General features: G+C 60.8%; 24 protein-coding genes. 13 read left to right on the top strand and 11 right to left on the bottom strand.

Annotated elements, in window-relative coordinates; all coding sequences use genetic code 11:
• Nucleotides 1-12: 12 nt before the first annotated feature.
• Complete coding sequence (locus ACP0KA_RS18260; protein ID WP_424630144.1) at nt 13-753, bottom strand: SDR family oxidoreductase; 741 nt, start codon at nt 751-753, stop codon at nt 13-15.
• Between the two features lie 125 nt (nt 754-878).
• Here ACP0KA_RS18260 and ACP0KA_RS18255 point away from each other — a divergent pair, with 125 nt between their 5' ends.
• Both ACP0KA_RS18255 and ACP0KA_RS18250 read left to right on the top strand, forming a co-directional pair.
• A complete protein-coding gene (locus ACP0KA_RS18255) occupies nt 879-1802 on the top strand; it encodes a LysR family transcriptional regulator (RefSeq protein WP_424630143.1) in 924 nt (307 codons plus the stop codon).
• Between the two features lie 132 nt (nt 1803-1934).
• Entirely contained in the window at nt 1935-3404 is a 1470-nt protein-coding gene (locus ACP0KA_RS18250; protein ID WP_424630142.1) for an MmgE/PrpD family protein, read from the top strand.
• Nucleotides 3405-3468: 64 nt separating this feature from the next.
• Here ACP0KA_RS18250 and ACP0KA_RS18245 read toward each other — a convergent pair whose 3' ends face one another.
• The gene (locus ACP0KA_RS18245; protein ID WP_424630141.1) at nt 3469-3684 is read right to left on the bottom strand and encodes a hypothetical protein; all 216 of its coding nucleotides are present in this window, start codon (nt 3682-3684) and stop codon (nt 3469-3471) included.
• 114 nt (nt 3685-3798) lie between these two features.
• Complete coding sequence (locus ACP0KA_RS18240) at nt 3799-4461, bottom strand: GntR family transcriptional regulator (RefSeq protein WP_424630140.1); 663 nt, start codon at nt 4459-4461, stop codon at nt 3799-3801.
• Between the two features lie 376 nt (nt 4462-4837).
• On the opposite strand from ACP0KA_RS18240, the gene ACP0KA_RS18235 reads away from it, so the two are divergent.
• The 8 genes from ACP0KA_RS18235 (at nt 4838) to ACP0KA_RS18200 (ending at nt 14377) form a co-directional block, all read left to right on the top strand.
• Nucleotides 4838-5248 (top strand): RidA family protein, encoded by a 411-nt coding sequence (locus tag ACP0KA_RS18235; protein WP_424630139.1) that lies wholly within the window; start codon nt 4838-4840, stop codon nt 5246-5248.
• 93 nt (nt 5249-5341) lie between these two features.
• On the top strand, nt 5342-5755 hold the full coding sequence (locus ACP0KA_RS18230; RefSeq protein ID WP_424630138.1) for a RidA family protein: 414 nt from the start codon (nt 5342-5344) through the stop codon (nt 5753-5755).
• A 34-nt stretch (nt 5756-5789) separates the two neighbouring features.
• Nucleotides 5790-7013 carry an ABC transporter substrate-binding protein gene (locus ACP0KA_RS18225; protein WP_424630137.1) on the top strand — a complete coding sequence of 408 codons (1224 nt, stop codon included), beginning with the start codon at nt 5790-5792 and terminating at the stop codon, nt 7011-7013.
• A gap of 239 nt (nt 7014-7252) precedes the next feature.
• On the top strand, nt 7253-8434 hold the full coding sequence (locus ACP0KA_RS18220) for an HlyD family secretion protein (protein WP_424630136.1): 1182 nt from the start codon (nt 7253-7255) through the stop codon (nt 8432-8434).
• A gap of 15 nt (nt 8435-8449) precedes the next feature.
• Nucleotides 8450-10036: a DHA2 family efflux MFS transporter permease subunit gene (locus tag ACP0KA_RS18215; protein ID WP_424630135.1), complete on the top strand. Its 1587-nt coding sequence runs from the start codon at nt 8450-8452 to the stop codon at nt 10034-10036.
• 251 nt (nt 10037-10287) lie between these two features.
• Nucleotides 10288-11646: a c-type cytochrome gene (locus ACP0KA_RS18210; RefSeq protein WP_424630134.1), complete on the top strand. Its 1359-nt coding sequence runs from the start codon at nt 10288-10290 to the stop codon at nt 11644-11646.
• Nucleotides 11647-11657: 11 nt separating this feature from the next.
• Nucleotides 11658-12137, top strand: a complete 480-nt coding sequence (locus ACP0KA_RS18205) for a (2Fe-2S)-binding protein (RefSeq protein WP_424630133.1) — start codon at nt 11658-11660, stop codon at nt 12135-12137.
• Nucleotides 12137-14377, top strand: a complete 2241-nt coding sequence (locus ACP0KA_RS18200) for a molybdopterin cofactor-binding domain-containing protein (RefSeq protein WP_424630132.1) — start codon at nt 12137-12139, stop codon at nt 14375-14377. Before ACP0KA_RS18205 ends, ACP0KA_RS18200 begins: the two co-directional genes overlap by 1 nt.
• 24 nt (nt 14378-14401) lie before the next feature.
• Here ACP0KA_RS18200 and ACP0KA_RS18195 read toward each other — a convergent pair whose 3' ends face one another.
• The 3 genes from ACP0KA_RS18195 to ACP0KA_RS18185 all read right to left on the bottom strand — a co-directional run bounded on the left by ACP0KA_RS18195 (nt 14402) and on the right by ACP0KA_RS18185 (nt 18718).
• Entirely contained in the window at nt 14402-15205 is an 804-nt protein-coding gene (locus tag ACP0KA_RS18195; RefSeq protein WP_424630131.1) for a class I SAM-dependent methyltransferase, read from the bottom strand.
• Nucleotides 15206-15738: 533 nt separating this feature from the next.
• Nucleotides 15739-17061 (bottom strand): MFS transporter, encoded by a 1323-nt coding sequence (locus tag ACP0KA_RS18190; RefSeq protein ID WP_424630130.1) that lies wholly within the window; start codon nt 17059-17061, stop codon nt 15739-15741.
• Between the two features lie 40 nt (nt 17062-17101).
• Nucleotides 17102-18718: a GMC family oxidoreductase gene (locus ACP0KA_RS18185; protein WP_424630129.1), complete on the bottom strand. Its 1617-nt coding sequence runs from the start codon at nt 18716-18718 to the stop codon at nt 17102-17104.
• Between the two features lie 115 nt (nt 18719-18833).
• Here ACP0KA_RS18185 and ACP0KA_RS18180 point away from each other — a divergent pair, with 115 nt between their 5' ends.
• Together ACP0KA_RS18180 and ACP0KA_RS18175 are read left to right on the top strand one after the other, a co-directional pair.
• Nucleotides 18834-19640 (top strand): IclR family transcriptional regulator, encoded by an 807-nt coding sequence (locus ACP0KA_RS18180; protein ID WP_424630128.1) that lies wholly within the window; start codon nt 18834-18836, stop codon nt 19638-19640.
• 193 nt (nt 19641-19833) lie between these two features.
• Entirely contained in the window at nt 19834-20217 is a 384-nt protein-coding gene (locus ACP0KA_RS18175) for a hypothetical protein (RefSeq protein WP_424630127.1), read from the top strand.
• 50 nt (nt 20218-20267) lie between these two features.
• Here the strand turns inward: ACP0KA_RS18175 and ACP0KA_RS18170 are convergent, their stop codons facing one another.
• Complete coding sequence (locus tag ACP0KA_RS18170; protein ID WP_424630126.1) at nt 20268-21149, bottom strand: serine hydrolase domain-containing protein; 882 nt, start codon at nt 21147-21149, stop codon at nt 20268-20270.
• Nucleotides 21150-21286: 137 nt separating this feature from the next.
• Here ACP0KA_RS18170 and ACP0KA_RS18165 point away from each other — a divergent pair, with 137 nt between their 5' ends.
• On the top strand, nt 21287-21673 hold the full coding sequence (locus ACP0KA_RS18165; protein ID WP_424630125.1) for a RidA family protein: 387 nt from the start codon (nt 21287-21289) through the stop codon (nt 21671-21673).
• A 91-nt stretch (nt 21674-21764) separates the two neighbouring features.
• Here the strand turns inward: ACP0KA_RS18165 and ACP0KA_RS18160 are convergent, their stop codons facing one another.
• From ACP0KA_RS18160 to ACP0KA_RS18145, 4 genes are all read right to left on the bottom strand, one after another.
• Complete coding sequence (locus ACP0KA_RS18160) at nt 21765-23105, bottom strand: MFS transporter (RefSeq protein ID WP_424630124.1); 1341 nt, start codon at nt 23103-23105, stop codon at nt 21765-21767.
• A 49-nt stretch (nt 23106-23154) separates the two neighbouring features.
• Nucleotides 23155-24087 (bottom strand): hydroxymethylglutaryl-CoA lyase, encoded by a 933-nt coding sequence (locus ACP0KA_RS18155; protein WP_424630123.1) that lies wholly within the window; start codon nt 24085-24087, stop codon nt 23155-23157.
• Nucleotides 24087-25280: a CaiB/BaiF CoA transferase family protein gene (locus ACP0KA_RS18150; protein ID WP_424630122.1), complete on the bottom strand. Its 1194-nt coding sequence runs from the start codon at nt 25278-25280 to the stop codon at nt 24087-24089. The genes ACP0KA_RS18155 and ACP0KA_RS18150 overlap by 1 nt, the downstream gene beginning before the upstream one ends.
• Before the next feature lie 106 nt (nt 25281-25386).
• Nucleotides 25387-26337, bottom strand: coding sequence for a LysR family transcriptional regulator (locus tag ACP0KA_RS18145; RefSeq protein WP_424630121.1), 951 nt, complete (start codon nt 26335-26337; stop codon nt 25387-25389).
• Nucleotides 26338-26393 lie beyond the last annotated feature (56 nt).

Here is a 26393-nt window from a genome sequence, read left to right as displayed (position 1 = left end):
TGAGGAGGATGATCAGATGATCCCGCCGTTGGCGCGCAGCACCTGGCCGTTGAGCCAGCCGCCATCCTTTCCGGCAAGGAACGCGACGACGTTGGCGACATCTTCCGGCTGACCGAGGCGCTCCAGCGGCGGAAGCTTGGTCAGGTTGTCGATCACCTGCTGCGGCTTGCCGTCCATGAAGAGCTTCGTCGCGGTCGGGCCCGGTGCAACGGCATTGACGGTGATATTACGGCCGCGCAATTCCTTGGACAGGACGCGGGTCATGGCCTCGACCGCAGCCTTGGTCGCGGCATAGACACCATATGTCGGGTGAAGCATGGCAACCTGGCTCGTGGAGATGTTGATAATGCGTCCGCCGTTGCGCAGGCGCTTCGATGCTTCACGCAGGGTGTTGAAGGTGCCCTTGATGTTGATCGCGATATGACTGTCGAACAGCTTGTCGTCGGTGTCGGCGATCGTGGTCGGGTGCATGATGCCGGCATTGTTCACCAGCACATCGACGCCCCCGAACGCTGCATCTGCCGCATCGAACATCCGGACAACCGCAGCCGGATCGCTGACATCGGCCTGGGCGGTGGTGGCGCGGCCGCCGGCCTTCTCGATCTTGCTGGCCAAAGCTTCGGCCGCACCGGCGTTGCCCGCATAATTAATGACAACGGTGAAACCGTCCGCCGCGAGCCGCTCGGCGATGGCCGCACCAATCCCGCGGGAAGAGCCGGTGACGATTGCTACTTTGTTGGTTTCGTTGGTCATTTTGATCTCCTGGATTTGCCGAAGCCCGGTCTCAAGCTGATGGATGAAGAGATACACCCTGGATTTTCGGAGATAATCATCCTAGGAACAGCAATACTGTTCGCAAATTTGGAACAATAGCGACCATGGACCGCCTCGACGCCATGCGGCTGTTCACCCGGGTGGTGGACCGCCGGAGTTTCACCCAGGCCGCCCACGACCTGGATATTCCGCGCTCCACCGCGACCCAGGTGGTCCGGCAAATGGAGGAACGCCTCGGCGTGCGGCTGCTTCAGCGCACCACGCGGACGGTGATGCCAACACTCGACGGCGAGGCTTATTACCGGCGCTGTCTCGCCATTCTCGACGACATTGAAGATGCCGAAGGCGCGTTCAGCGGTGCTATTCCGAAGGGAACGCTGCGCGTCGAAGTGCAAGGCACGCTCGCGCGGCATTTCATCATGCCCGGCCTGCCGCAGTTCTTCGCCAACTATCCCGATATCGAGATCGCGATGAGCGAGAGCGATCGTTGGGTGGACGTGGTGCGCGAAGGCGTGGACTGCGTGCTGCGCTACGGAGCACTGCCCGACAGCGATCTCGTCGCGCGCAACGTCACGATGCTTGAGCGCATCACCTGCGCGGCACCCGCCTATCTCGAACGTTATGACTGTCCGCAAACGCTGGATGATCTCGCAAACCATCGCGCCGTGAGCTTGCGCTCGCTCACCACCGGCGCGCTGACACCGTTCGAATTCGTGCAGCCGGATGGCATCAAACGCATCGAGATGCCCTCGCCGTTTTCGGTGACCGGGACTGAGAGTTTTCTCGACGGCGTACGCCTCGGACTCGGACTCGCGCAGATGCCGGTGTTCCATGTCGAGCAGGACATCGCTCAAGGCCGGCTGGTGCGCGTTCTGCCCGAATATTCCCTGCCGCCCGGGCCGGTCTCGGTACTCTATCCGCGCAACCGCCAGCTCTCACCCCGCGTGCGCGTCTTCATCGACTGGATCGTTCAGCAATTCGCCGCCACCCTTCCGCATCGGGCAGACCCGCACGACACCACCTACTGACTTTCCAAACAGGCCTGAAAACGCCACACGTTCACGGCACAGTGAGAGCGGCTGCGGCGCCCGCCGTGGCAGATTGCGCCGACCCAAACAAAAACGTTTACCCCGCCGTGAACCCATTCAAGGGAGACACCCATGCCGCTCACCGATCGCAGGACATTGTTGCAGACCGCGGCCGCCCTGCCCCTTGCCGCGACAGCGACGAGAGCAGCGTTTGCGCAGGCCCCGAAGGCCTCATCGGGTGAAGCCGCAAAGCCTGCAGCGCCGAAAGACGTCACCCGTACGCTCGCGCATTACGTCGTCACCGCGCGCTACGACGATCTGCCGGCCAATGTACGCAAGGAAGGCGTGCGCACGCTGCTGAATTGGGTCGGCGTCGCGATCGGCGGCTCGCATCACCAGACGGTGGACATCGCCGTGTCTGCGCTCGCGCCGTTCTCCGGCCCGCAGCAGGCGTCCCTGCTCGGCCGCAACGAACGTTTCGACATCATGAACGCCGCTTTCATCAACGGTGTGTCGAGCCACATCTTCGATTACGACGATACCCACCTGAAGACGATCATCCATCCCGCCGGTCCGGTGGCCTCCGCGATCCTGGCCTATTCCGAAATGAAGCCCGTCTCGGGCAAAGACTTCCTCAATGCGCTGGTGCTCGGCATCGAAACCGAATGCCGCATCGGCAACGCGGTCTATCCCAACCACTACGATGTCGGCTGGCATATTACCGGCACCGCCGGCGTGTTCGGCTCTGCGGCCGCGATCGGCAAGCTGATGGGACTGAACGAAGAGCAGATGGTATGGGCGCTCGGCCTCGCGGCGTCACAGCCGGTGGGCCTGCGGGAATCCTTTGGCTCCATGAACAAGAGCTTCAATCCTGGGCGAGCCGCCGCGAACGGTATTTTCGCGGCGACGCTCGCCTCGAAGAACTTCACCAGCTCCGACGGCATGATCGAGGCCAAGCGCGGCTGGGCCAACACCATCAGCACCAAGCAGGATTACAATGAGATCACCGGCGACCTCGGCAAGCGTTACGAGGCAGCCCTCAATACCTACAAGCCGTTCGCCTGCGGCATCGTCATGCACCCGGCGATCGACGCCGCCGTTCAGCTGCGCAACGAGAACAAGCTGACCGCCGACCAGATCGAGCGCGTCGATCTCAAAGTTCATCCGCTGGTGCTTGAACTCACCGGCAAGAAGACGCCGCAGACCGGCCTTGAAAGCAAATTCAGCATTTATCACGCCGTAGCTGTGGGGATCGTCGAGGGCGCAGGTGGCGAAAAGCAGTTCAGCGACCGCGCGGCGAAAGACCCGACTATTGTCGCACTGCGCTCCAAGGTGATGCCGGTGGTAACGCCGGGCATCGAGGCGGCACAGGTGGACATGACCATCGTCACCAAGGACGGCCGCTCGCTGCACAAATACATTCAGCATGCGATCGGTAGCGTCGAGGTGCCCATGACCGATAAGCAGCTCGAAGCCAAATTCAACGACCTGGCGGACGGCATCATTCCGGCCGCCAGGATCCGTCAGGTGATGGACACATGCTGGAACGTGGAAACGCTGGCGAACGCAGGCGATATCGCCAAGATGTCGGTTTCCACGTAATGAGGGCGCGTTCAATGGATTGCAAAAAAAGCCGCGCTCGTGGCGCGACTTTCATTTGAGCCGATCAGTATTTCGGTGCCTGATATTTTGGGCCTTCTTTCTGCATTTTCTGGCTTGTCTTGCCGGACATTCCCGTCGTGCTCTTTCCCTTCTTCGTGCCACCTTTCGACATCTCCGATGTCGGGCTCTGGCTGGCGCCGCCTTGGGGCTGACTGGTCTGGGAAAATGCCGGTCCGCCGAGCAGTGTCACGCATGCGACCGCGATGATGATCTTTCGCATCGTCACCTCCCTGTGAACACAAGGTACGATGGCAATGCCCCCGACACATTTTCGTTCCGTCCACGATGGAAACCGCGAGGGTTGAAACCTCGAGCGCGCAGACACAGACGCGTACTACAGCGCCTTGATCAGCCGCGATGCCGTGTTCTCGCAGTGCTGCCGGCATAGCTTCCGCAAGCGCGGCGCATCGCCGGCCCGCAACGCATCGAACATCCGGCGATGCTCATCCTCTGCCTGCATCACCTCCTTGGTGAGGCCGATCTCAACCCGAATGTAAGGCTCCACCTGATCCCGCAGCATGCCAGCGAAACGGCCGGCGTGGCGGCGATGCGCCGCCCCCAACAGCCGCGCGTGAAACTCCGAATTTTCATCCATCCACTTGTCGGTCTGATTTGGCGTCTTCGCCGCAATCCGCTCCATGCGCGACAGCGATTGCTGAACGGCCGCGACATCTTTCTCGGTTCTGGTTTTCGCGGCGATGCCCGCAAGGTGCTCCTCGACGACGGCCCGCAACTCAAAGATCTCGCGAATTTCCGCCGGCTCAAGTGAGAGCACCGCGTAGCCGCGGCGCGGCCTGAGCACCACCAGGCCTTCGACCTCGAGCCGCGTCATCGCCTCACGTAACGGCACACGGCTTGCACCGAAGCGGCGCGACAATTCCTCCTGACGCAGCACAAGCCCCGGCGGGAAGTCACCCGAGAGGATTCCATCCCGCAGGCGCCCGTAGAGCGTCTCGGAAACGCTCGCAATGCTGTTGATTTGTGCGGCTTTTGCCATGAATTTATCACCTGTCCATATTGTATATTGTATTCAAAAATGGTTGCCTTTCACAAGGCGCCTGAAGCGGACAATTCATGGCGCCGCGAGAGCGGCCCTCGACTGAGCGCACGCCGCATCTGCGAAAGCAGAAACCGATCTTCACGCTTGAATCCAGAATGGGTGACTTGCCGATGAAGCTCATGACCGTTCGTACCGCAGCGCGGCACATGCCAGGCGCTTTGATGGCCGGGGGCTGGCTCGTCGCAGCTCTCACCGATCCCCTCCTCGCCGATTACGCAGGCATGCGCGATCCACTCGATCGCTGCACCATTCGGCATACCTCAGCGCAACAAAAGAACTTCGTTCAACCCCGAAGAAGAAGAGAGGAAAACCCATGGCCGCAGACATCAACATCTACAATCCGGACGAACTTGGGCCCCCGATGGGGCAATACACTCACGTTACCCGTGTAAAGGCGAACGAGTTTTTGTTCATCGCCGGCATGCTGTCGGGAGATTCCGCGGGCAACATCATTGGCGCCGGCGATTTCGATACCCAGACCAGGCAGGTCTTCAAAAACATCGAAGCAGCCCTGAAGTCCGCCGGGGCATCCTGGGGCAACGTCGTCCAGTTCACGACCTATCTTGTTCACTCGCAGGACATTCCAAAGTTCATGGAATTCCGCCTGCGCGAATTCCCGAAGATGTTTCCGAACGGAAAATATCCACCGAACACCATGCTGATGATCGATCGGCTCGTGCAGGAGCCGTTCCTGGTGGAGGTGCAGACCATCGCGGCCATCTGACGAATCGAACAAGCCGTTTTCTCCGCTGGCGCAGAGACGGCAGCGGAGACACCGGCAAGCTTTTCCAGGTGATTAAGTCCAAGGAGAACGACGGTGTCGCAGTCTCATTCGCCCGAGCGCCAGGAGTTCAAGGTTGCCGGGCTCCCTGCTCCTTTAAGTCACTACACCGATGCGGTGCGGTTCGGAAACATCCTGTTCGTGTCCGGCCTCACCGCGCACAACGGCCAGGGTCAGCTCGTCGGTGGGGATGATTCAGCCGCACAGACCCGCCAGATCCTGGTGAATCTTAAGCTCGCGCTCGATGCGGCAGGCGCCACCATGGCCGATGTGCTCAAAGTGACGGTGTTCCTGACCAACATCGACGACCGCGCCAAGATCAATCCTGTGCGGCAGGAGTTCTTTGGCTCGGCGCGTCCCGCCAGCACGCTCATCGAGGTGAGCCGGCTCGCGCTTCCGGAAATGAAAGTGGAGATCGAGGCCGTCGTCGGGCTTCCGGCGACGAAGTGAACAATTGCGTTAACGTAACAGCGGAAGGTGACCAATGACGTTTCAAATGAAATCACTCGCCATTCTGACTTCCACCATCCTTTTTGGAAGCCTGCTTTTCGGAAGCCTTGAAGCCCGCGCGCAAACCTCAGACAAGCCGATCAAGATCGGCGTTCTCAGCGATATGTCGAGCCTCTATGCGGACCAGGCCGGGCTCGGTTCGGTCGAGGCGGCGAAGATGGCGGCGGAAGATGCCGGCGGCAAGATCGGCAACCGGCCGATTGAAATCGTGTCTGCCGATCATCAGCACAAGACCGATGTTGCCACCACGATTGTGCGGCACTGGATCGATGTCGATGGTGTCGATGTCGTGGTCGACATGCCGAACTCGGCCGTTGCGCTGGCGATCCAACAACTCGTCAAGGAGAAGAACAAGATCGCGCTTTATGCGACCGCTGCCACCACGGAACTGACCGGCAAGCAATGCTCGCCGAACGGCATCCAGTGGGTCTACGACGCTTACTCCAATGCAGCCGGTCTCGCCAAGGCGATGGTGAAAAAGGGCGATAAAGAGTGGTTCTTCATGACGGTGGATTATGCCCTTGGCATAGCGCTGCAGGCGGAGGCTTCCAAGGCCCTCACCGCACTCGGTGGCACCGTGGTCGGCAGCGTGCGCCATCCGCTGAACAACTCGGACTTCAGTTCATTCCTGCTGCAGGCTCAAGCCTCGAAAGCGAAAGTGATCGCGTTCGCCAATGCGGGGTCCGACACCATCAATTCCGTGAAACAGGCGGCTGAATTCGGTCTGAACAAGGACCACATCATCGTCACGCCGCTCGTCTACATCTCGGACATCCACAGCATGGGCCTGCAGACGGCGCAGGGTCTGACGTTCGTCGAGGGCTTCTATTGGGACCTCAACGACGACACCCGCGCATGGTCGAAGAAGTTCTTCGCCCGTCGTAATGCCATGCCGACCATGACCCATGCCGGCGTCTATTCGGAAGTCGCGCATTATCTCAAAGCCGTGAAGGCAGCGGGCACCACGGACACCCAGGCTGTATTGGCCAAGATGCGCGAGATGCCGGTCGATGATTTCTTCTCGCGCGGTGGAACCATCCGCAAGGATGGACGCATGGTTCACGATATGCTGCTCGTTCAGGTCAAGACACCGGCCGAATCCAAGTATCCGTGGGATTATTATAAAGTGCTCGCGACTATTCCCGGGGATCAAGCCTTCCGTCCGCTCTCGGAAAGCGAGTGCCCGCTGGTGAAGTGAGCACGCTGCTGCCGATTCTGTACCGCCTGCGAAATCATGCTCGCAGGCGGATTCACACAATGTTTTGAGATCAAGCTCCATAGAGTGTGAGCAAGCTTTTGACAGCGCCATCCCGCTGGCCAAATTCGCGCATGCAACATTCGCTCAATGCATGGCGGGAACTGCTCGCACCCTGTTTCGTTTGGTAACCGGAAACCTGCGCCGCATTCCGAGATCCGACGACAACAGGATAAAGCTGTATGAGTTCAACACACGCGACGCTGAATGCGCAGGCCCGCGATGATGCGGATCCGCAAAACCGGCGCACGACCGATCCGACAGCAAAGTCGGAGCGTCCGCAGCAGCCCGATCGCGTGCAGGACAAAGATGAAACCGCCGGCAAGAAGAACGGCGGGCTGAAGGGCGCGTTTCGCAAGCACCCCATCGCAATGATCGTGTGCCTCGGCTTGATCGTCGCCGGACTGATTGCCGGCATCGCGTGGTATCTGCACGCGCGGCATTTCGAGACGACGGACGACGCATTCATCGACAGCCGTCCCGTGCTGGTCAGCCCGCAGATCACCGGCAACATCGTGGAGGTCGACGTCACGGACAATCAGGTCGTGAAAGCGGGCGACCTGCTCGCGAAGATCGATCCGCGCGACTATCAGGCTGCCGTCGATCAGGCGGCTGCACAAATCCGCCAGGCCGAAGCAAGCGTGAATAATCTCGAGGCACAAATCAACGCGCAGAAATCGCAGATCCAGCAAGCCGAACAGCAGGTGACGCAAGCCGAAGCGGCGCTGAAGTTCGCGCAGGATGAAAACAACCGTTACCAGGATCTCGTGCAAAAAGGCGCCGGCACCGTGCAGCGCGCGCAACAGGCCGCGACCGACCTGCAGGCCCGGCAGGCCGCATTCGATGCAGCCAACTCCGCGAAGATTTCGGCCGAACGTCAGATCGATGTATTGGTGGCGCAAAAGGCTGCCGCCGCCGCGCAGGTCGATCAGGGCAAGGCGCAGAAGGCACAGGCCGACGCCAATCTCGGCCGCACCGAATTGCGCGCGACCGTGGATGGGCGCGTCGCCAAGCTCACCGCTGCGGTCGGCGCACTCGCCTCTCCGGGACAGTCGATCATGGTGGTGGTGCCGCTCGACGTCTGGGTGACGGCCAACTTCAAGGAATCGCAATTGGCCGACATGCGCGTCGGGCAGCCGGTCGATATCAGCATCGACGCGTTCGGTGACCGCGTGTTCAAAGGTCGCGTCGATAGCGTGCAGCCCGGCAGCGGCACCGCGTTCAGCCTGCTGCCTGCCGAAAATGCCACCGGTAATTTCGTCAAGGTGGTGCAGCGCGTGCCGGTGAAGATCACCTTCGAGCAGCGCCCGGATGTCGAACTCGGACCCGGCATGTCGGTGGTGCCGCGCGTCACCGTGCGCTAAGCGGAGCATGGCGTAATGGCCGGCACGGACGCCGAACAATCCGAATATAGCGGCGCCAATCCATGGCTGATCGCGGTTCTGGTGGCGGTGGCAACCTTCATGGAAGTGCTCGACACCACCATCGCCAACGTGGCTCTGCGCTATATCTCCGGCGGCCTCGCCGTGAGCGCTGACGAGGCCTCATGGGTGATCACCACTTATCTTGTCGCCAACTCCATCGTTCTGAGCGCGTCAGGCTGGATCGCCGAGATGTTCGGCCGCAAAAATTTCTTTCTGGTTTGCATCGCGCTGTTCTCGCTCAGCTCCCTGCTCTGCGGCCTCGCCTGGAGCCTGCAGGCACTGCTGATCTTCCGTGTGATGCAGGGCCTTGCGGGCGGCGGCATGACGCCGGTAGCGCAGTCGATCCTTGCCGCTGCTTTTCCGCCAAGCAAGCGCAACCAGGGCTTTGCGCTCTACGGCATCGCCGTCGTTGTCGCACCGGTGGTGGGACCAACACTCGGCGGCTGGCTCAGCGACAATCTCTCATGGCACTGGTGCTTTCTCATCAACGTACCGGTCGGCATTGCTTCCCTCATTCTGATCCATTTCATCATCCCCAGTTCGCCGCGGCGCGCCGCGGAGCGCAAGAAGCTCTGGGAGAAAGGACCGAACTTCGACATCATCGGTTTCCTGCTCGTGGCGACTTTCCTCGGGAGTCTTGAGGTCGTGCTCGATCGCGGCCAGATCGAGGACTGGTTCGGTTCCACCTTCATCATCACCTTTGCAGCGATCTCAGCCGTCGCGCTGCTGCTGTTCATTCCGTGGGAGTTGAACCGCGAGAAGCCGCTGATCGACCTGAAGATGCTGGCGGGACGGCAATTCGGCACGTGTTTCGTCATCATGCTCGGCACCGGCGCGTTGCTGATCGCCACCACGCAGGCGCTGCCGCAACTGTTGCAGGACCAGTTCGGCTACACCGCGACGCTGGCCGGTCTCGCCATCTCGCCGGGTGGCCTGGTGACGATGGTGATGATGGTGGTGGTCGGACGGCTCGGCTTCGTGCAGCCGAAATACCTGATCTCCATCGGCGCGGCGGTTGCGGGCTATGCGATGATCGATCTGGTGCGCATGTCACCGGATGTGGACTTCTGGTTCTTCGCGTGGTCGCGCATTTACCTCGGGATCGGATTGCCGCTGATTTTCATTCCGATCACCACCGCATCCTATGACGGCATTCCGCCGAACAAGACCGATCAGGCCTCGGCAATGATCAACCTCGCGCGCAACTTCGGCGGATCGATGGGCGTTGCGTTGACGCAGACCATGCTGGCGCGGCGCCAGCAGTTTCATCAGTCACGCATGGTCGAGCATGTCGGATCGTGGAATCCGTTCTTTCACGACACGCTCAACCAGATTCAGAACTACTTCAAGGCGCAGACCTTCACCGGAAGCTCGTCAGGCACCAGCATGGCCTATATCGGACAACTGGTGAAAGCGCAGTCCACCCTCCTGGCCTATATCGACGTATTCGTGATTCTCGCCGCCATGGCGGCGATCCTGGTGCCGCTTGCGCTGACTCTGCGGTCGGTCGACCGGTCCTCGCACAAACCGGCGGGGCATTAAGCCAACACGCCGAAGAACCAGCACCCGAAGCGCCAATTGAAGCGACGGCAAAGCGATTGGAACAATTGTCGCTATTTCGCCACGCCTTAGAGTGGAAAAGCATCGGACGCCCAATCGTCGGATTGCGATGCAATGTCCGAATCTCCTCACGGAAAATTCAGAGCAAAGGTCTGTGTTTCTAGACACTTCGTCAGGAACAAACGGTAGCGTGGTTGCGTCTGACATCAACCTCCGGTGCTACGAACGTCAACATGCGCACTGTCAAACTCGCAATGATTGTAATTGTGGCTGCGGCTGTAGTGATCGCTCTCACGTTCCTTGCCGTCCGCAGCCCGGAAATCGCCGCCATTCCATCTGGCACCGCACAAAAATTCAATGCATCCCTGATCAAGCGCGGCGCCGACCTTGCGGCGCTGGGTGACTGCAACACCTGCCATACGACTGAAAGTGGAAAAACCTTCGCAGGCGGCCGTGATATTCCCACGCCGTTCGGCACAATCTATTCGACCAACATCACGCCCGACCCCGAAACCGGTATCGGAAGCTGGTCGGAAGAAGCCTTCCAGCGCGCGATGCGAACAGGCGTAGATCGCAAGGGCAACTATCTCTACCCCGCGTTTCCCTACGATCACTTCACGCTGGTCTCGGACAACGATAACAGTGCGCTCTATGCGTACCTCATGACGCGGACGCCTGTTCATGCCCCGGCCCGGGTGAACGACCTTTCATTTCCGTACAATATCCGTCCGCTGCTCGCTGCGTGGGATATGCTGTTCTTGCGCCAGGGGCCGTATTCGCCCGATCCATCGCACGACGAGGAATGGAATCGCGGCGCATATCTCGTGGAAGGTATCGGCCATTGCGGCGCATGCCACACGCCGCGCAATGCGCTCGGCGCGGAGAAGACCCATCAGACGTTTGCGGGCGGAGATGCGGAAGGTTGGCATGCGTTCACCATCAACGCCGCCTCACAGGCGCCGATTCCGTGGGATGCGGATTCGCTAAATGCTTATCTGCGGCAGGGATGGCATGGCCTCCATGGCGTCGCACGCGGACCGATGGGGCCGGTCGTCGGCAATCTCGCGACCGCATCGGACGGGGATGTCAAAGCCATCGCGGTTTATGTCGCGTCGCTCATGAAGAAATCTCCAGAGCAGCAGCGCAAGGATGGCAATAGTCCTCTCCTGTCAAACAACAATACGTCCGGCACCGGCAGCAAGCCGCAATCGGCAGGAAGCCAGACCACGGCCATGGCGGAGTCGCCCGACGACAAAGGCGCAGTGCTTTATGCAAGCGCCTGTGCGTCATGCCATGATGCCGGCCGTCCTGTGCCATACGGCGGCATCAACCTCGCATTAAGCACCACCGTCAGCGCCGATGATCCGCGCAATGCGTTGCGCGTCATCCTTGGGGGTGTTCCGGCCACCAGCGGTGCCCGGGGGCCGATCATGCCGGGCTTTTCCGACACGCTGACGGACGAGCAAGTGATCGCGCTGACGCAGTACATTCGCACACGGTTTGCGCAGAAACCGCCGTGGCCGAACGTGCGGGATCAGTTGAAGACAATACGAACCGAGGCGCAGGCCTCGACATCATCGACCGCCCGTTAACGGAGACTTCCATGGACCTGATGGTCAACGGCCAAACTCACTCCGTCAACGCGGCGCCCGATACACCGCTGCTCTACGTCCTGCGTAACGACCTGCAACTCAATGCGGCCAAGTTTGGTTGCGGGCTTGGGCAGTGTGGATCCTGCACGGTGATCGCCGACGGCAAACCCGTACTCTCCTGCGTGATGCCCATCGCACTGTTCGAGGGACGCAAGATCACCACAGTGGAGGGCCTCGGTACCGAAGAAAACCCTGCGCCGATCCAGCAGGCGTTCATTGAAGAACAGGCTGCGCAGTGCGGCTACTGTATCGCCGGCATGATCATGCGGGCGCAGGCCCTGCTCGCGCAGGATAACAATCCGTCCGACAACGCCATCCGCAGCGCGCTGCAATCCAATCTGTGCCGCTGCGGCACGCATATGCGGATCCTGAAAGCGGTGCGCCGTGCCGCCAACCTCATGCAGAAAGCTGCAGCAAAGGGAGCCACCTGATGAACGCCCCTTTCGATCCTATCTCGCGCCGTTCTGTCCTGAAAAGCGGCGGCGCGCTCGTTGTCAGCTTCTCGCTCTCACCGGTGTTGGCTCAGGAGAAAGCAGATCCCACCGCGAGCGCCAAACCAACAGTGAAATTACCGGGAAGCCTAGCCAAGGACCCATATCTCGATTCCTGGATCAGGATCGATGCGAAAGGAAGCATCACCGTGCTGTCCGGAAAGGCCGAACTCGGACAGGGCATCAAGACCGCGCTGATCCAGGTGGCGGCCGAGGAACTCGACGTGCCGTTCGACCGCATCGAGCTCGTCACAGCCGACACTGGGCGGACGGTAAACGAGGGCTATACCGCCGGCAGTCACTCGATGCAGGACAGCGCAACTGCGATCCGTAACGCGGCGGCACAGATGCGCGACCTGTTGATCGTGGAGGCCGCACGCAAATTCAGTACGTCACCAGATCAACTCAAGACCGACGGTAAGGGAACGATCGTCGGAACAAATATCAATGCGTCTTACGGTTCACTGGCTGAGAGTGCCTCGCCGCACATTCCCGCACAGCCGGTCTCCAACTTCCGAGACCCTTTGGCGTTCAAGGTTATGAACACGTCGGTGCCGCGCGTCGATATCCCGGCAAAGGTCACCGGTGGAGAATCCTATGTGCAGGACATGCGGCTGCCCGGCATGCTGCATGCCCGCGTCGTGCGCCCGCCGAGTTATGGCGCAAAACTCGACAGCGTCGACCTCGCAGCCATCGATGCGATGCCGGGCGTTATGAAGACGATCCGCAACGGTGATTTCCTCGCCGTGGTCGCCAAGGAAGAATTCCAGGCTGTGAAGGCGATGCGTGCCCTGGCTGTATCAGCTCACTGGCTGGAGAAGCCCTCTCTGCCTGCAAACAAGCCCCTGCCCGATGTCATTCGCGCCATGCCGTCAAAGGACAGCACGATCCTCGACATCAAGAACGACACCCATCAGGCGAAGACGACAATCGAGGCGACTTACACCCGGCCCTATCAATCCCATGGATCGATCGGTCCATCCTGTGCGGTGGCGCAGTATCAGAGCGACGAGCTGACGATCTGGACCCACACGCAGGGCGTTTATCCAGACCGGGCCGCGATCGCCGAAATGCTCAAGATGCCCAACAACAAGGTGCGCTGCATCCACGTGCAGGGATCGGGCTGCTACGGTCACAACGGCGCTGACGATGCGGCCGCCGACGCAGCATTGATCGCACTCGCCTTAAACGGTCCACCTGTACGCGTGCAGTGGATGCGCGAACAGGAGCACGCTTGGGAGCCTTTTGGACCGGGGATGGTCACGAAAGCGTCGGCTTCGCTCGATGACAGCGGCAAGATCGTCGACTGGAATTACGATGTCTGGAGCAATACCCACTCCATGCGTCCAGGCAAGGCTGGCTCATTACTCGCCGCGCAGCACATCGAGAGCCCGTTCCTGCTGCCGCCGCCGACACCATTGCCGCTGCCGGAAGGCGGCGGAGACCGCAACGCGATTCCACTCTATGCGCTCAACCGCGCGACCGTGGTGCATCACTTCCTGCCCGATATGCCGCTGCGGATCTCCGCGATGCGCTCGCTCGGCGCGTACACCAACGTTTTCGCCATCGAGAGCTTTATGGACGAACTCGCGCGCGAAGCCGGCCACGATCCGGTCGCGTTTCGTCTCGCTCATCTGACCGACGAGCGCGGCCGCGACGTCATCGTCCGTGCGGCGGATGAGTTCGGCTGGGCGCACTACAATCGGATCGAAGGACGCGGGCGTGGGTTTGCATTCGCGCGCTACAAGAACCTCGCGGCCTATTGCGCGCTCGCGATGGAGGTGGAGGTCAACCGAGAGACGGGGCGCGTACGCGTGGTCCGCGCCGTCAGTGCCGTCGATGCAGGTCAAATCGTCAATCCGGACGGCGTTCGCAATCAGATCGAAGGCGCGATCCTGCAGGCGACAAGCTGGACGCTGTATGAAGGCGTTACGTTCGACGACGCGCGGATCACATCCATCGACTGGTCGACCTATCCGATCCTGCGTTTCGATGCCGTTCCGGATGTCGTCGACGTGCACATCGTCGACCGGCCCGGCTTGCCGTTCTTGGGCGCCGGCGAAGCCGGACAGGGCCCGACGGCAGCAGCAATCGCCAACGCCATTACGGATGCAACGGGACGCCGGCTGCGGGACCTGCCGTTCACGGCTTCAAAGGTCAAAGATGCCATCGGCATTTAAATCGAGGACGTCCATATCGCATCATCAGCGTTTCGACGCGTAGTAGCGCAGCATGTCCTTGGCCTTCAGCTCGCGGTCGGACCGGCGGCCAAAGAAAAACACACCGCTGGCCGCATCCGATTTCGGACCGGGCTTCGCGAAGTCGTCAATATAACGCAACCAGAAGAATGGGAGGGCCACCACCGTCGCCAGACGCGTCCCGAGTCCCAATGACAGCGCGACGTAGCGCAGCGACCACACCAGCGCCTTCCCTGCTCCGCCGACAGCGCCGGAATCGATTTCCTCGAAGCGGCGGAACAGCCAGCGGTGGCCGCTGAGCGTGAAGCGCGTGAAATCATAGGCCTGCTCATGTACCTGCTGGATGAACGGCGTGTCGGCATAGACGACGCCGTTCGGCTTCAGCACGCGATGGATTTCCTCGACCACCGCCTGCGGCTCCAGCACATGTTCGAGCACGGCCTGAATCCAGACGCCATCGAACATCGCATCACGGAACGGCAGGAAGTGACCGTCGGCGACAATATTGGTGTTCGGCGAAGCGTAGACATCGGTCCCTACAACCTCGATATTGGGATCTGCATACAGCGCATCCGCGCCGGCCCCGATGGCCCCGCCGCCGATGACGAGCACAACGGGCCGCGGCGTGTATCGCTTCATCATCGCGATCATCTCGCGTGATTTCGTGGGCGTGACGGGATTGGCGCCGGTCAGCATACGACGGACGCGGACGCGAAGCCCTTTGCCGGTATCGTCACGTTTGAACACCGATCCACGATGATCGTGATACGCCGCGCGATCGAAGATGCTGCGCTCGAAATCGATCAGCACCGGTTGATCAGATGCGCGCGGGAATCCCTCCTTCGAAAAGGTGCAGTGGATTCCGGTACAGCGAATTGGGTTTTGGTCCAGATGCAATTCCGAGTGGCATCTCGGACAACAAAGCAGCCTGTTGATGTCAACCAAATGCAGCCTCTATATCTGAACTCTTACCAACAGCGATCGAGGTCCGTCTGGCGACAAACCACTGCGAAATGCGCAGATCGTGCTTTGGCAACCCGCTAAAGTTGGAATTTCTTTCTCGTACAACGCGATCTGAAATCGCGACCCGAGGCACTGAATGATGCAAAGCAAACATGCTGGGAGGGCGGAACTTTGGCGGCAACGTGGACCCAACGCGACCGTTTTGCTTCAGATGAAACGGATCAATTGAGTAGATAACGGATCGCCCGCGTCCGTTTAGGCTATTCAGGTTGTGGTGTCATTTTCCTCGCGGAAACCACTATCGCACAGATCCTAAGAATGATGGCCCGGTAACACCGGGCCATCTTGTTTGCCGCACGAGATGTTACTTCGTGCCGACGTCACGCCGCGAGCGGCTTTGCCACAAGTTGCTCTTCCTGCTGCCGTGTCTTCGCAAGCCTGTTGATCCACAGCGCCGACAGCGCGGAGACCACACCGGCAAAGACGCAGTACCACGCGATCGCCCATCCCGCGTTGCTTGTGTAACGCTGCACCAGATACGTCGCGATGATTGGTGTCAGTCCGCTCGCGAAGATGCCGGAGAACTGATAGACGAACGAGATGCCCGTGTAGCGCACATGCGGCCCGAACAGATCGCAGAACAGCGCGGCTTCCGGCCCGTAGATCGCGGCATAGAAGATTGCGAACGGAATGATCAGCGCTGCCCACACCAGGATCGGTTGTCCGGGATATGTCATCCAGATGTAGAACGCCGGCAGCGCCGACAATCCGGTGATCAGCGAGCCCCAGAAGTAGGTCCGCGTACGGCCGATGCGATCCGACACGCGGCCGAAATACGGAATGAACACACACATCACCATCGCCGCCGCGCAGACGCCGAGCAAGGCTTCGGTGCGCGGAATCTTGAGCTGCGATGTGAGATACGCGATGGAGTAGACGCCGAAGATGTTGAAGAACACGCCGTCGATATAACGCGCGCCCATACCGGCGATGATCTCCTTCGGATAATCCTGGATCATCGTGGCGAACGGCACCTTCACCTCCTGGCGGTTGTCCTTCAGCTTGGCGAACTCCGGCGTCTCCATGATGTTCAACCGGATATAGAGCCCGATCAGCACCAGCACAAAGCTGAGCACGAAAGCGACGCGCCAGCCCCAGGCAAGGAACTGCTCGTTGGTGAGCGTGAACGAGAGCAACGCGACGACGCCCGATGCAAGACACAGCCCGATGGACAGGCCGATCTGCGGAAGGCTTGCATAGAACCCGCGCTTGTCCGGCGATGCGTATTCATATGTCATCAGCACTGCGCCGCCCCACTCGCCGCCAAGCCCGATGCCCTGCAGCACGCGCAGCGTCAGCAGCAGGATCGGCGCCCAGATCCCGATCTGCGCATAGGTCGGCACCAGCCCGATCAAGAACGTCGCGACGCCCATGATCATCAGCGTGAGGATCAGCATGCTCTTGCGGCCAATGCGATCGCCAAAGTGACCGAAGATCACGCCGCCGAGCGGTCGCGTCACAAAGCCGACCGCGAACGTCGTGTACGCCAACAGTGTCGCGATCACCGGATCGCCCGCGGGGAAATAAAGTTTACTGAAGACGATTCCTGCGACCACTCCATAAAGGAAGAAGTCGTACCACTCCACCGTTGCCCCGATTAGCGAGGCGATAACTACCCTTTTGAGCAATGCATCCTTGACCACTGTTTCTCTCCCCTTTTCATTTTGTTCGTCATTCCGTCTTTCAAGCCGCCATCGAACTTTCTTTTGAGTCCGCGAGAATCATGTCGGAGGCCTTTTCTGCGATCATCACCGCTGGTGCGTGGGTGTTTCCCGACACCAATGTCGGCATGATCGAGCAATCCACCACGCGCAGCCCATCGATGCCGTGCACGCGCAGGCGTGCATCGGTCACGGCCATGGGATCAGAGCCCATCTTGCAGGTGCCGGAAGGATGGAAGATCGTCGCGCCGTTGCCGCGTGCGAAATCGAGGATTTCGTCGTCGGACTGCACCAGCGCGCCGGGCTTGTACTCGCCCGCGATGTAGTCCTTCAGCGCATCGGTCGCCGCGAGACGGCGGGCGTACTTGATCGACTCCACCGCACAGATGCGGTCGGTCTCCGCCGCGAGATAATTCGGCCGCATCGACGGCGGCTCCAGCGGATCGGCCGACTTGATATCGACGACACCGCGCGATTCCGGCCGCAACTGGCACACCGAGAACGTGCAGCCCGACCAGTCGTGCGGCTTGCCTCCTGCCATGTCCGCGGACAATGTGCTGAAGTGAAACTGGATATCCGGCGAGGTCGATCCCGGCAGCACGCGTGTGAAGAGACCGCCCTGGTTGATACCGATACCGAGCGGCCCGGTGCCCTTCATCAACCACTTCAGGCCGATGCGCGCCTGCCCTGCCAGCGACCGCAGATCGTCATTGGTGGTAATCGGCTTCGAGACGCGGAACATCAGGCGGAATTGCAGATGGTCCTGCAGATTGCGCCCGACGCCGGGCAGATCGTGCACGACGTCGATGCCGTGACGCTGCAGCAGGGGAACAGGGCCGATTCCCGAGAGCTGCAACAATTGCGGCGACTGCAATGCGCCGGCCGAGAGGATCACCTCGCGCGCGGCACGTGCTTCCTTCACGACACCGTTCTGGATGTATCTGACGCCAACCGCGCGCTTGCCTTGCATGATCAGGCCGGTGGCCTGTGCATCGGTCTCGATGCGCAGATTGCTGCGTCCCTTGGCGGGCTTGAGATACGCCACTGCCGAACTGATGCGCCATCCGTTGTGGGTGAAGAGCTGGAAGTAGCCGACACCTTCCTGATCGCCGCCGTTGAAGTCATTCGTGCGCGGCACGCCAAGTTCGCTCGCGCCGCGAATGATGGCTTCCATCAGTTCGTTCTTCTCAACGATGTCGGACGACCACAACGGCCCGCTGCCACCATGCGTTGCGCTCGCCCCGCGGCTGTTGTGTTCGGATTTGATGAAGTACGGCAGGATGCTGTTCCAATCCCACCCGGTGTTCCCGAGCTGTGCCCAGTGGTCGTAATCCTCGCGCTGGCCGCGAATGAAGATCAGACCATTGATGGAGCTTGAGCCGCCGAGGCCGCGTCCGCGCGGCCAATAGATGCGGCGGTCTTTCATGTTGGCCTCGGGGTCTGTGTAGAACCCCCAGTTGTAGGCCTTGTGGAACATCGTCTTCCCATAACCGATGGGAATGTGAATCCAGAGATAGTTGTCCTTCGGTCCTGCCTCCAACAGCAGCACCTTGTTCCGACCATCGGCACTGAGGCGATTGGCGAGCACGCATCCCGCCGATCCAGCACCCACAACGATGTATTCCACTTGCTCTGACATTCCCTACCCAAAAATTCCATTTATTGAGACGTTTTGTCCTAAAAAGTTGAATGTCATACGTACTTCTGTCAACGTGGATGAATCCTCGCGAACTCATTCATTGGGACGGCCTGCGATGACGATGCAGACAACATCCTCGGTCTCGGAACGTGCACTGCTGTTGCTGGAGATCATCGCGAAAGCGGATGAGCCGCCGACGCTGAGCGAACTGATGTCAGCGATTCAATTGCCGAAGGCGACGACGCATCGCTTCGTTTCGCTGCTTGAACAACTCGGCTTCGTGCGGCGTGCCGTGGATGGTCGGCGTTACGAGATCGGCCATCGCCTCACGAGCCTTGCGCTCGACGGCATGCGTCATTCGTTTGCGATGGCGCCGCGGCGCGCGATCCTTTCCTCGCTCGTGGAAGAGATCGGCGAGACCTGTAACATCACCATGATCGATGGCGACCGGCTCACGTATCTCGATCGCGTGGAGTCAGACTGGCCGCTGCAATTCCGTTTGAAGATCGGCTCGCATGTGCCGTTGCATTGCACGGCGAGCGGCAAAATCTTTCTCGCGTTCGCTCCATCACTGCGTAAAACGCTGCTGCGTTCGCAGCCGCTTCAGCGCTACACGCCGCACACCCTCACCACCGCGCCGCAGATCGAAAGCGCAGTGGCGACAATCCGCAAGACGGCGGTCGGTACCGACAACGGCGAGTTCATGGAAGGCATGGCTGCCGCCGCCGTGCCGATCTACGACGCCCGCAATCGCCTTTGCGCCACCGTCGCCGTGCACGGGCCGATCACGCGGCTGCCGCTCGAACGCGCCCTCTCATTCGTGCCCGCGCTGAAACGCGCCGCGCGGGCGATCGAGAAATCATTGGTGCCGGCGGCGGTCTCGCACCCGGCGGACAGTTTGGCCCTGCAGCCTCTCGCGTAGCCCAATCCCGGCGTACGCCCGGTTAACACGCTGGAAACTCAAGCCTTATAGAATGCGCCGCAGCATGGCTACGATCATCCGTAACCGCCAATCGCGCACGCCTGCGAGTTGACACGTCATCGCCAATGGCAGGCGACAATGACGATCAGGATCGGCTAAAAGGCCGGCGGGCTGAGAACAGAAGGAAGAGTACATGGCGGGAGCCGATCTGGACGTCGTTATCCGGCGCGTCGCGAAAGAACAGAACAAGAGCCTGGTTGCAGCCACCAAGGAGCGGCGCGACCACTACGTGCAGCTCGCGGCCAAGGCAAAGACCAAGGACGCGAAGGAGCAATACAAGCAACTCGCCAAGGACGCGATGGAGCTCGGCTCCGCGGCCGCCAAGCGGTTGCAGATGTCCGCCGACAATGTCGCCGACAGCTACGCCCGCGCCATGCGCAAGGCCGTTGAAGACGCAGCTTCCAAACCGACAGCGGCTACGCCGGATAAGGCTGCGAAGCCAGCCAAAGCTCCTAAGACGAGCGCCCCCAAGAAGACCGCTGCCAAGAAGGCCAAGGCGAAGAAAGCCAAGAGCTGATCAGCGTCGTGGGTGCCATCAGCAGAGCATGCTGATGGCACTAACCGTTCTCATGACTGCAGCGCCAGCCGCACCGCTTCCCATTCCACCGCGGATCCATCGGTGCCCTCGTCAAACACGGCGACGATGGGGGCGCCCGCGATATCAGAGAAGCGATAAAGCGCCGACACGCTTGCGTTGCCGCCGCCGGTATGGCCGCAGACCCTGCCCGCCTCACCCATCTCACCGATCATCAAGCCAAAACCGTAGCCGGTACGGGTCCAGGGCCGGCCGCCGCCACTTTCATTGAGCGGATGTTCGCCCAGCATCTCTAATCGGCATCGCTCCGACAGGAACGTGTCGGACTGCAAATTGTCGAGAAAGCGGACAGCATCGGACGGCGGGCCGATGAGAAGGCCGTGATAAACCCAGCGCGGGTCATAGCCTGGAGAATTGCCCCAATAAGTTTCAGCCATGTCCGCGGGCGTGGTGGCAATGCGGCTACGCTGCAGGCCCATGGGGTTAAAGACGAGTTCGGACAGCGCAGCGTTGAGATCAAGGTTCATCTGCTGTTCGATGAACTGACGAACGAGCAGATAGCCCACATTCGAATAGGCCCAGCCCTGCCCCGGCGCGTAGATCAACCGGTCCGCCTGAACACGACGCAGCAATTCCTCCACCGGCCAGACAGGCTCATGGGACGCAACAGCATCGTGGTAAGCCGCGCCGCCATAGGTGCTTAAGCCGGCGGTGTGCTGAAGCAATTGGCGGATCGAATAGGGTTTGTCGTCATACTGCTGATCCAGATCGACACGTCCCCGATCAACGAGGCGTAGCACTGCAGCAGCCAGCACCGGTTTGGTGATGCTCCACCAGGGAAACAGTGCGTCCGAACTGGCACATATGTCCTGGCCGTTCCTTTGAACGGCGTGGTGCATTGTGATTGGTGACATGAATCTGCTCTAACTTCGGCCGGATTGATAATCGCCGAAGGCTGTGATTTGAGCAATGCATCGGCCTTCTCGGTCATCAACGTGCCATGCTACACACAGCCAACAAGATGCCTAATGGCACAACGGAGGAACGCCAAATGAACCACAAGATCATCGATGCCGGCGTCGCAAGCCAGATTGGCGCTTATAGCGACGCCATCCTGGTCCAGCCCGGTCTGCGCTGGCTTTATACGTCAGGCACGCCGGGCTTGACGGAAAGCGGCGAACTTCCGCCGGACATCACCGGACAGGCCGAAATCGCCTGGCAGCACATCCTTCGCATGCTGGACAAGGCGAATATGGGCGTCGTCGATATTGTGAAGGCGACGCATTCCCTCATCCGCGCCGAAGACATTCCCGCCTACGCCAAGGTGCGCTCGCGCTTCCTCGGTGACCATCGCCCCGCCTCGATGCTCTCCGTCGTTCCCCAGCTCGTGCGTCCGGAATTCCTGCTCGAAATCGAGATCGTCGCGGCGAAGGCCTGATCGCGGCCTCCCTCTGGTTGATCGAGAGCCGATCCATTGATGCGAGATGCCGCTCGTAAGCTCCTTACAAGCGGCATCGCGGCCAGCTCGATCATGCTTTTGCACTGCGCGGTACTAGCAGGTCATTGCTGCGCAGCCTCTCGGGCATGGCGAACAGCAAGATCAGGCCGCAAAGCAGACAGAGCCCGCCGATCACGTAAAGCGCAGGCGTGGTGCTGCCGGTGGCGTCCTTGACCGCGCCGACCATCACCGGGCTGACAATACCGCCGAGCTGGCCCAGCGTGTTGATCAGTGCGATGCCGCCCGCCGCACCGACGCCCGTCAGGAGCTTCGGCGGCAGCGTCCAAAACGTCGGAATGGCCGCGACCACGCCGGCCCCAAGCACCGCGAGCGCAGCAATCAACAGCGTGATGTTCTTGTCAAAAAAGCCCGCGGCGAAGAAGCCGACGGCCGCCGCGAGAATAAGACCCGCGACAAATTTCGGACGTTCGCCCGAGGAATCCGACAGGCGTCCGATGGTCAGCATACTGATAGCGCCGCAGACGTAAGGCACGGCGGTGAGAAAACCGACGATCGCAGGATTGCCACCGCCCGCCGTCTTGATCAGATCCGGTGCCCAGAAGTTGAGACCATAAGAGGCGATCTGGATCAGAAAATAGATGAAGCCGAGCAACAACACACCGGGCATCAGCAACGCACGCCAGGTTGAGTGCTCGCCGATATCCGCGCTCTCGCGATGCAGTTGCGCCGAGACCAGTTGGCGCTCGTCCGCGGTCAGCCACTTGGCATCCTCGATGCCGTCATCGAGCCGCATCAGCACGACCACGCCGAGCCCGATACACGGCAGCCCACCGGCGAGGAAAAGCCATTGCCAGCCTGCGAGCCCGTGCACGCCATTCAGGTAGTTCAGGATCAGGCCTGACACCGGCGCACCGATGATGCCTGAGAAGGCGGTGGCCAGAAAGAAGATCGACGTGATGCGGCCGCGATAGGCGCGCGGAAACCACAGAGTGAGATAGTAGAGGATGCCCGGTGCAAAGCCCGCCTCCATGGCGCCGACCATGAAACGCAGCCCATAGAACTGCCACTCGTTCTGCAGGAACACCATCGCCGCGGTGGCGATGCCCCACGAAATCATGATGCGGGCGATCCAGCGCCGCGCGCCGAACCGATAGAGCAGCAGATTGCTCGGTACCTCGAGCAGTACATAGCCCACGACGAACAGGCTTGCGCCTAAACCGTAGGCGGTGTTGCTGAGGCCGAGATCGTGCTGGAGGTGCGTCTTGGCGAAGCTGATGTTGACGCGGTCGAAGAAGGCGAACAGATAGCAGATGATGATGAAGGGCATCAGCCGCCAGGCAATCTTGTTGACCACGCGCTGTTCAGCTGCAGATGTGTCGACGTCCATTGCGGACGCGGTCGCAATCGTCATGAATTTCCTCCGATATTGTTTTGTTGTTTTGAAATAATGTGCGGCGGTTTCAGCCGTCGCGAAGTTTTTCTGGAACGGGATGGAGATCGAGCGGCCGGCCGGCCTTGACGACCTGCCCCGGCACCTCATGGCCGATGAGCTGCGGCAGCGTCGCCGAGAGCTGCAGCAATGCTGTGAGGTTCAACCCGGTATCGAGCCCGATCTCGTCGCAGAGGTTGACGAGATCCTCGGTGCAGACATTGCCCGACGCACCGGGCGCGAACGGACAGCCGCCCAGCCCGCCAAGTGCGGCGTCGAAGCGGAATGCGCCGGCCTCGTGGGCCGCGAGAACATTGACGAGCCCAAGCCCCCGCGTGTTGTGAAAATGCAGCGTGAGTTTGTCGGACGGGACCTGCTTCAGAACGTCCTGAACCAGGTGCTCGACTCGTCTGGGATTGGCCATGCCTGTGGTGTCGGCGAGCGTGATTCCGTCCACGCCGAAATCGAGATACTCCCGCACGATCCTGCGGATCTTGGTGAAGGCTTGAATGCCTTCGAATGGGCAGCCGAATGCGGTGGCAATCGTTGCGTTGACGGAGAGGCCAGCCGCGTGAGCGGGCCCAACGATATCGGACAATGCCGCCAGCGATTGTTCGTGCCGCATGCCCATGTTGGCGCGATTGTGCGTCTCGCTCGCCGACATCACGAAATTGATCTCGCCGGCGCCCGCAGCGATCGCGCGCTCCGCGCCTTTGCGATTGGGCACCAGCGCGACATACATGGTTCTGGGATTACGGCGGATGCCGCCGAACACGTCTTCCGCATCGGCCAGTGCAGGCACCGCCTTCGGCGACACGAACGAACTCACTTCGATGCGGCTGAAGCCTGCTTGCGACAATGCATCGACCAGCCGCACCTTTTCCGCCGTCTCGACGAAAACAGGTTCAATTTGTAGGCCGTCGCGTGGCGCGACCTCCTGAATGAGAATGTCGGGGGCGCGCATTACTGCACCGCGCCGGTCTTTCGCAGCAGCCCGATAGCGCGCTGCTCCAGACCAAGCCCGGTCAGGATTTCATCGGTGTGCTCGCCGAGCATAGGCCCAGGCCAATTCACGCCACCCGGTGTTTCCGACAGTTTCGGCGTGATGCCCGGCATCTTCACTTCGATATCGCCCGGCAACTCCGTCGGCAGGATCATCTCGCGAGCGAGGTAATGTGGATCGGTCACGATATCCGCTACCGAATAGATGCGGCCCGCGGGCACATCCGCTTTGTCGAGCGCTGCCAGCACCTCGTCCATCGTCCGCTTCGCGGTCCATGTGCTGATTGCGGCATCAAGCATCGCATCGTGGGGCACGCGGCCATCGTTGGTGGCGAGCGCGGGATCGTCGGCCAGATCAGGCCGCTCGATCACCAGCATCAGCCGCTTGAAAATGGCATCGCTGTTGCCGGCGATCACGACATGGCGGCCATCGGATGTGGGATAGGTGTTCGACGGGCTGATGCCGGGCAACGCACCGCCGGTCCGCGTACGCACGTGCCCCATCAGATCGTATTCCGGAACGAGGCTCTCCATGAGATTGAAGACGCTCTCATAGAGGGAGACGTCGACGACCTGTCCTCTGCCCTCGCCGGTTTTCACCCGCAGCAGCGACATCAGCGCGCCGATCACGGCGTGCAGCGAGGCAAGGCTATCACCGATGCTGATGCCCACCCGCGCCGGCGGACTGTCCGGATCACCCGTGGTGAAACGCAAACCGCCCATGGCTTCGCCGATGGCACCGAAGCCGGAGCGGTCGCGGTAAGGCCCGGTCTGGCCATACCCCGAAATGCGCACGAGGGTCAGTTTCGGATTGAGTGCCGAGAGCACGTCCCAGCCGAGCCCGAGCTTCTCAAGGCTGCCCGGCTTGAAGTTCTCGATCACCACGTCGGCGCTGGCCGCGAGTTCGCGCGCAATGGCGAGGCCATCCGGCGATTTGAGATCAATGGCGATCGACTTCTTGTTGCGCGACTGGAGATACCACCACAGCGACGTGCCCTGATGCAGCTTGCGCCATTTGCGCAGCGGATCGCCGGTGCCCGGTTGCTCGATCTTGATGACCTCGGCGCCGAATTCGGCAAACAGCCGCGCGGCAAAGGGAGCGGCAATCAGTGTGCCGAACTCAACGACTCGAATTCCGGTTAAAGGCCCGCTCATGTCCTGCGCTCCTCGAAAGTTTATTTTTTCGAGGTCTCACCGACAAAACCGGTTTCGTCCAATCCTCATTGGGCAACACGCGTTCGCGGATCGCGAACGCGACGGTTTAGGCCGACAGTGCCACCGGAGCGGGGCGTTGTGGCAGGGCCCCGCACAGATGATCGAACATCAGACGTCCGGTGGCAGAGAGGGTCTCAGCCTGGCGCACCACGACGTTGAGCTGCCGATCCGCCCAGCTGTCGCGCAACGGCACGGCGACGAGATTCATGCCGTGGCTCAACACTTCGAACGCACGATCCGGAATAAGCCCGACACCCATTCCGGCCTGCACCATGCGGCAGACGGCATCGAATCCCGGCACGTGCACGCGGAGCCGGAATGCCTTGCCGGTTTGCTGGGCGCTGTAATGCGAGCGCAGGTAAATCGAACTGGTGGCAAACAGGCCGACATGATCGAAGTCCAGCGTATCGGCGAAACAAATGTCAGCGGCGCGCGTGAGCGCATGGTTGGCAGGTACCACCACCACGAGGCGGTCGCGCCGATAGGCGTGGCGCTCGAGGCCGCGCGTCTCGACATCCGCCGAGCAGATACCGATTTCCGCTGAGCCCTCCTCCACGCCGCGGACCACATCGGCGCTCGGCCGTTCCTGAAGATCGAGGCGGACCAGATCGTGGGTGCGGAAGAAGCCGGGCAGATCGTCGGGCAAGAATTCAACGATGGCGGAGAGATTGGCCAAAATCCGGATGTGGCCGCGCACGCCGGTTGCGTGTTCGGCCAGCTCGACGGAGATCTTCTCGATGTTGAGCAGCGTCAGGCGCGCGTGATGCAGCAGGGATTCACCCGCAGGCGTCAGCACCATGCCGTTCGGCTGGCGCAGGAACAGCGCGACGCCCAGTGCCTCTTCGAGATCGTGAAGCCGCTTGCTCACGGCTGACGGCGCAATAGCTTCACGCTGCGACGCGCGCGTGAGATTGCCTTCCTCGCAGATCGCGATGAACAGCTGTAGCGTGGTGAGATCAATGCGTCGCGTGAGACTTGCTGTTGTCGGCGTCGGCACGGTCTGGACCACCTTTATCGGCCCGACTATTCAGGCGTATTAAATTACCACTCCGG

This window comes from Bradyrhizobium sp. SYSU BS000235, assembly GCF_049747295.1.
Taxonomy (GTDB): domain Bacteria; phylum Pseudomonadota; class Alphaproteobacteria; order Rhizobiales; family Xanthobacteraceae; genus Afipia.
This window is presented reverse-complemented; position numbering and strand designations above follow the sequence as displayed.

Excerpts from the sequence above, each read along its gene's own strand:
- ACP0KA_RS18165 (WP_424630125.1), top strand. The coding sequence starts at position 21,287 with ATGAACCACAAGATCATCGATGCCGGCGTCGCAAGCCAGATTGGCGCT.
- ACP0KA_RS18245 (WP_424630141.1), bottom strand. The coding sequence starts at position 3,684 with ATGCGAAAGATCATCATCGCGGTCGCATGCGTGACACTGCTCGGCGGA.
- ACP0KA_RS18200 (WP_424630132.1), top strand. The coding sequence starts at position 12,137 with ATGAACGCCCCTTTCGATCCTATCTCGCGCCGTTCTGTCCTGAAAAGC.
- ACP0KA_RS18150 (WP_424630122.1), bottom strand. The coding sequence starts at position 25,280 with ATGAGCGGGCCTTTAACCGGAATTCGAGTCGTTGAGTTCGGCACACTG.
- ACP0KA_RS18240 (WP_424630140.1), bottom strand. The coding sequence starts at position 4,461 with ATGGCAAAAGCCGCACAAATCAACAGCATTGCGAGCGTTTCCGAGACG.
- ACP0KA_RS18205 (WP_424630133.1), top strand. The coding sequence starts at position 11,658 with ATGGACCTGATGGTCAACGGCCAAACTCACTCCGTCAACGCGGCGCCC.
- ACP0KA_RS18220 (WP_424630136.1), top strand. The coding sequence starts at position 7,253 with ATGAGTTCAACACACGCGACGCTGAATGCGCAGGCCCGCGATGATGCG.
- ACP0KA_RS18250 (WP_424630142.1), top strand. The coding sequence starts at position 1,935 with ATGCCGCTCACCGATCGCAGGACATTGTTGCAGACCGCGGCCGCCCTG.
- ACP0KA_RS18215 (WP_424630135.1), top strand. The coding sequence starts at position 8,450 with ATGGCCGGCACGGACGCCGAACAATCCGAATATAGCGGCGCCAATCCA.
- ACP0KA_RS18185 (WP_424630129.1), bottom strand. The coding sequence starts at position 18,718 with ATGTCAGAGCAAGTGGAATACATCGTTGTGGGTGCTGGATCGGCGGGA.
- ACP0KA_RS18180 (WP_424630128.1), top strand. The coding sequence starts at position 18,834 with ATGACGATGCAGACAACATCCTCGGTCTCGGAACGTGCACTGCTGTTG.
- ACP0KA_RS18255 (WP_424630143.1), top strand. The coding sequence starts at position 879 with ATGGACCGCCTCGACGCCATGCGGCTGTTCACCCGGGTGGTGGACCGC.
- ACP0KA_RS18225 (WP_424630137.1), top strand. The coding sequence starts at position 5,790 with ATGACGTTTCAAATGAAATCACTCGCCATTCTGACTTCCACCATCCTT.
- ACP0KA_RS18160 (WP_424630124.1), bottom strand. The coding sequence starts at position 23,105 with ATGACGATTGCGACCGCGTCCGCAATGGACGTCGACACATCTGCAGCT.
- ACP0KA_RS18260 (WP_424630144.1), bottom strand. The coding sequence starts at position 753 with ATGACCAACGAAACCAACAAAGTAGCAATCGTCACCGGCTCTTCCCGC.
- ACP0KA_RS18170 (WP_424630126.1), bottom strand. The coding sequence starts at position 21,149 with ATGTCACCAATCACAATGCACCACGCCGTTCAAAGGAACGGCCAGGAC.
- ACP0KA_RS18210 (WP_424630134.1), top strand. The coding sequence starts at position 10,288 with ATGCGCACTGTCAAACTCGCAATGATTGTAATTGTGGCTGCGGCTGTA.
- ACP0KA_RS18155 (WP_424630123.1), bottom strand. The coding sequence starts at position 24,087 with ATGCGCGCCCCCGACATTCTCATTCAGGAGGTCGCGCCACGCGACGGC.
- ACP0KA_RS18235 (WP_424630139.1), top strand. The coding sequence starts at position 4,838 with ATGGCCGCAGACATCAACATCTACAATCCGGACGAACTTGGGCCCCCG.
- ACP0KA_RS18175 (WP_424630127.1), top strand. The coding sequence starts at position 19,834 with ATGGCGGGAGCCGATCTGGACGTCGTTATCCGGCGCGTCGCGAAAGAA.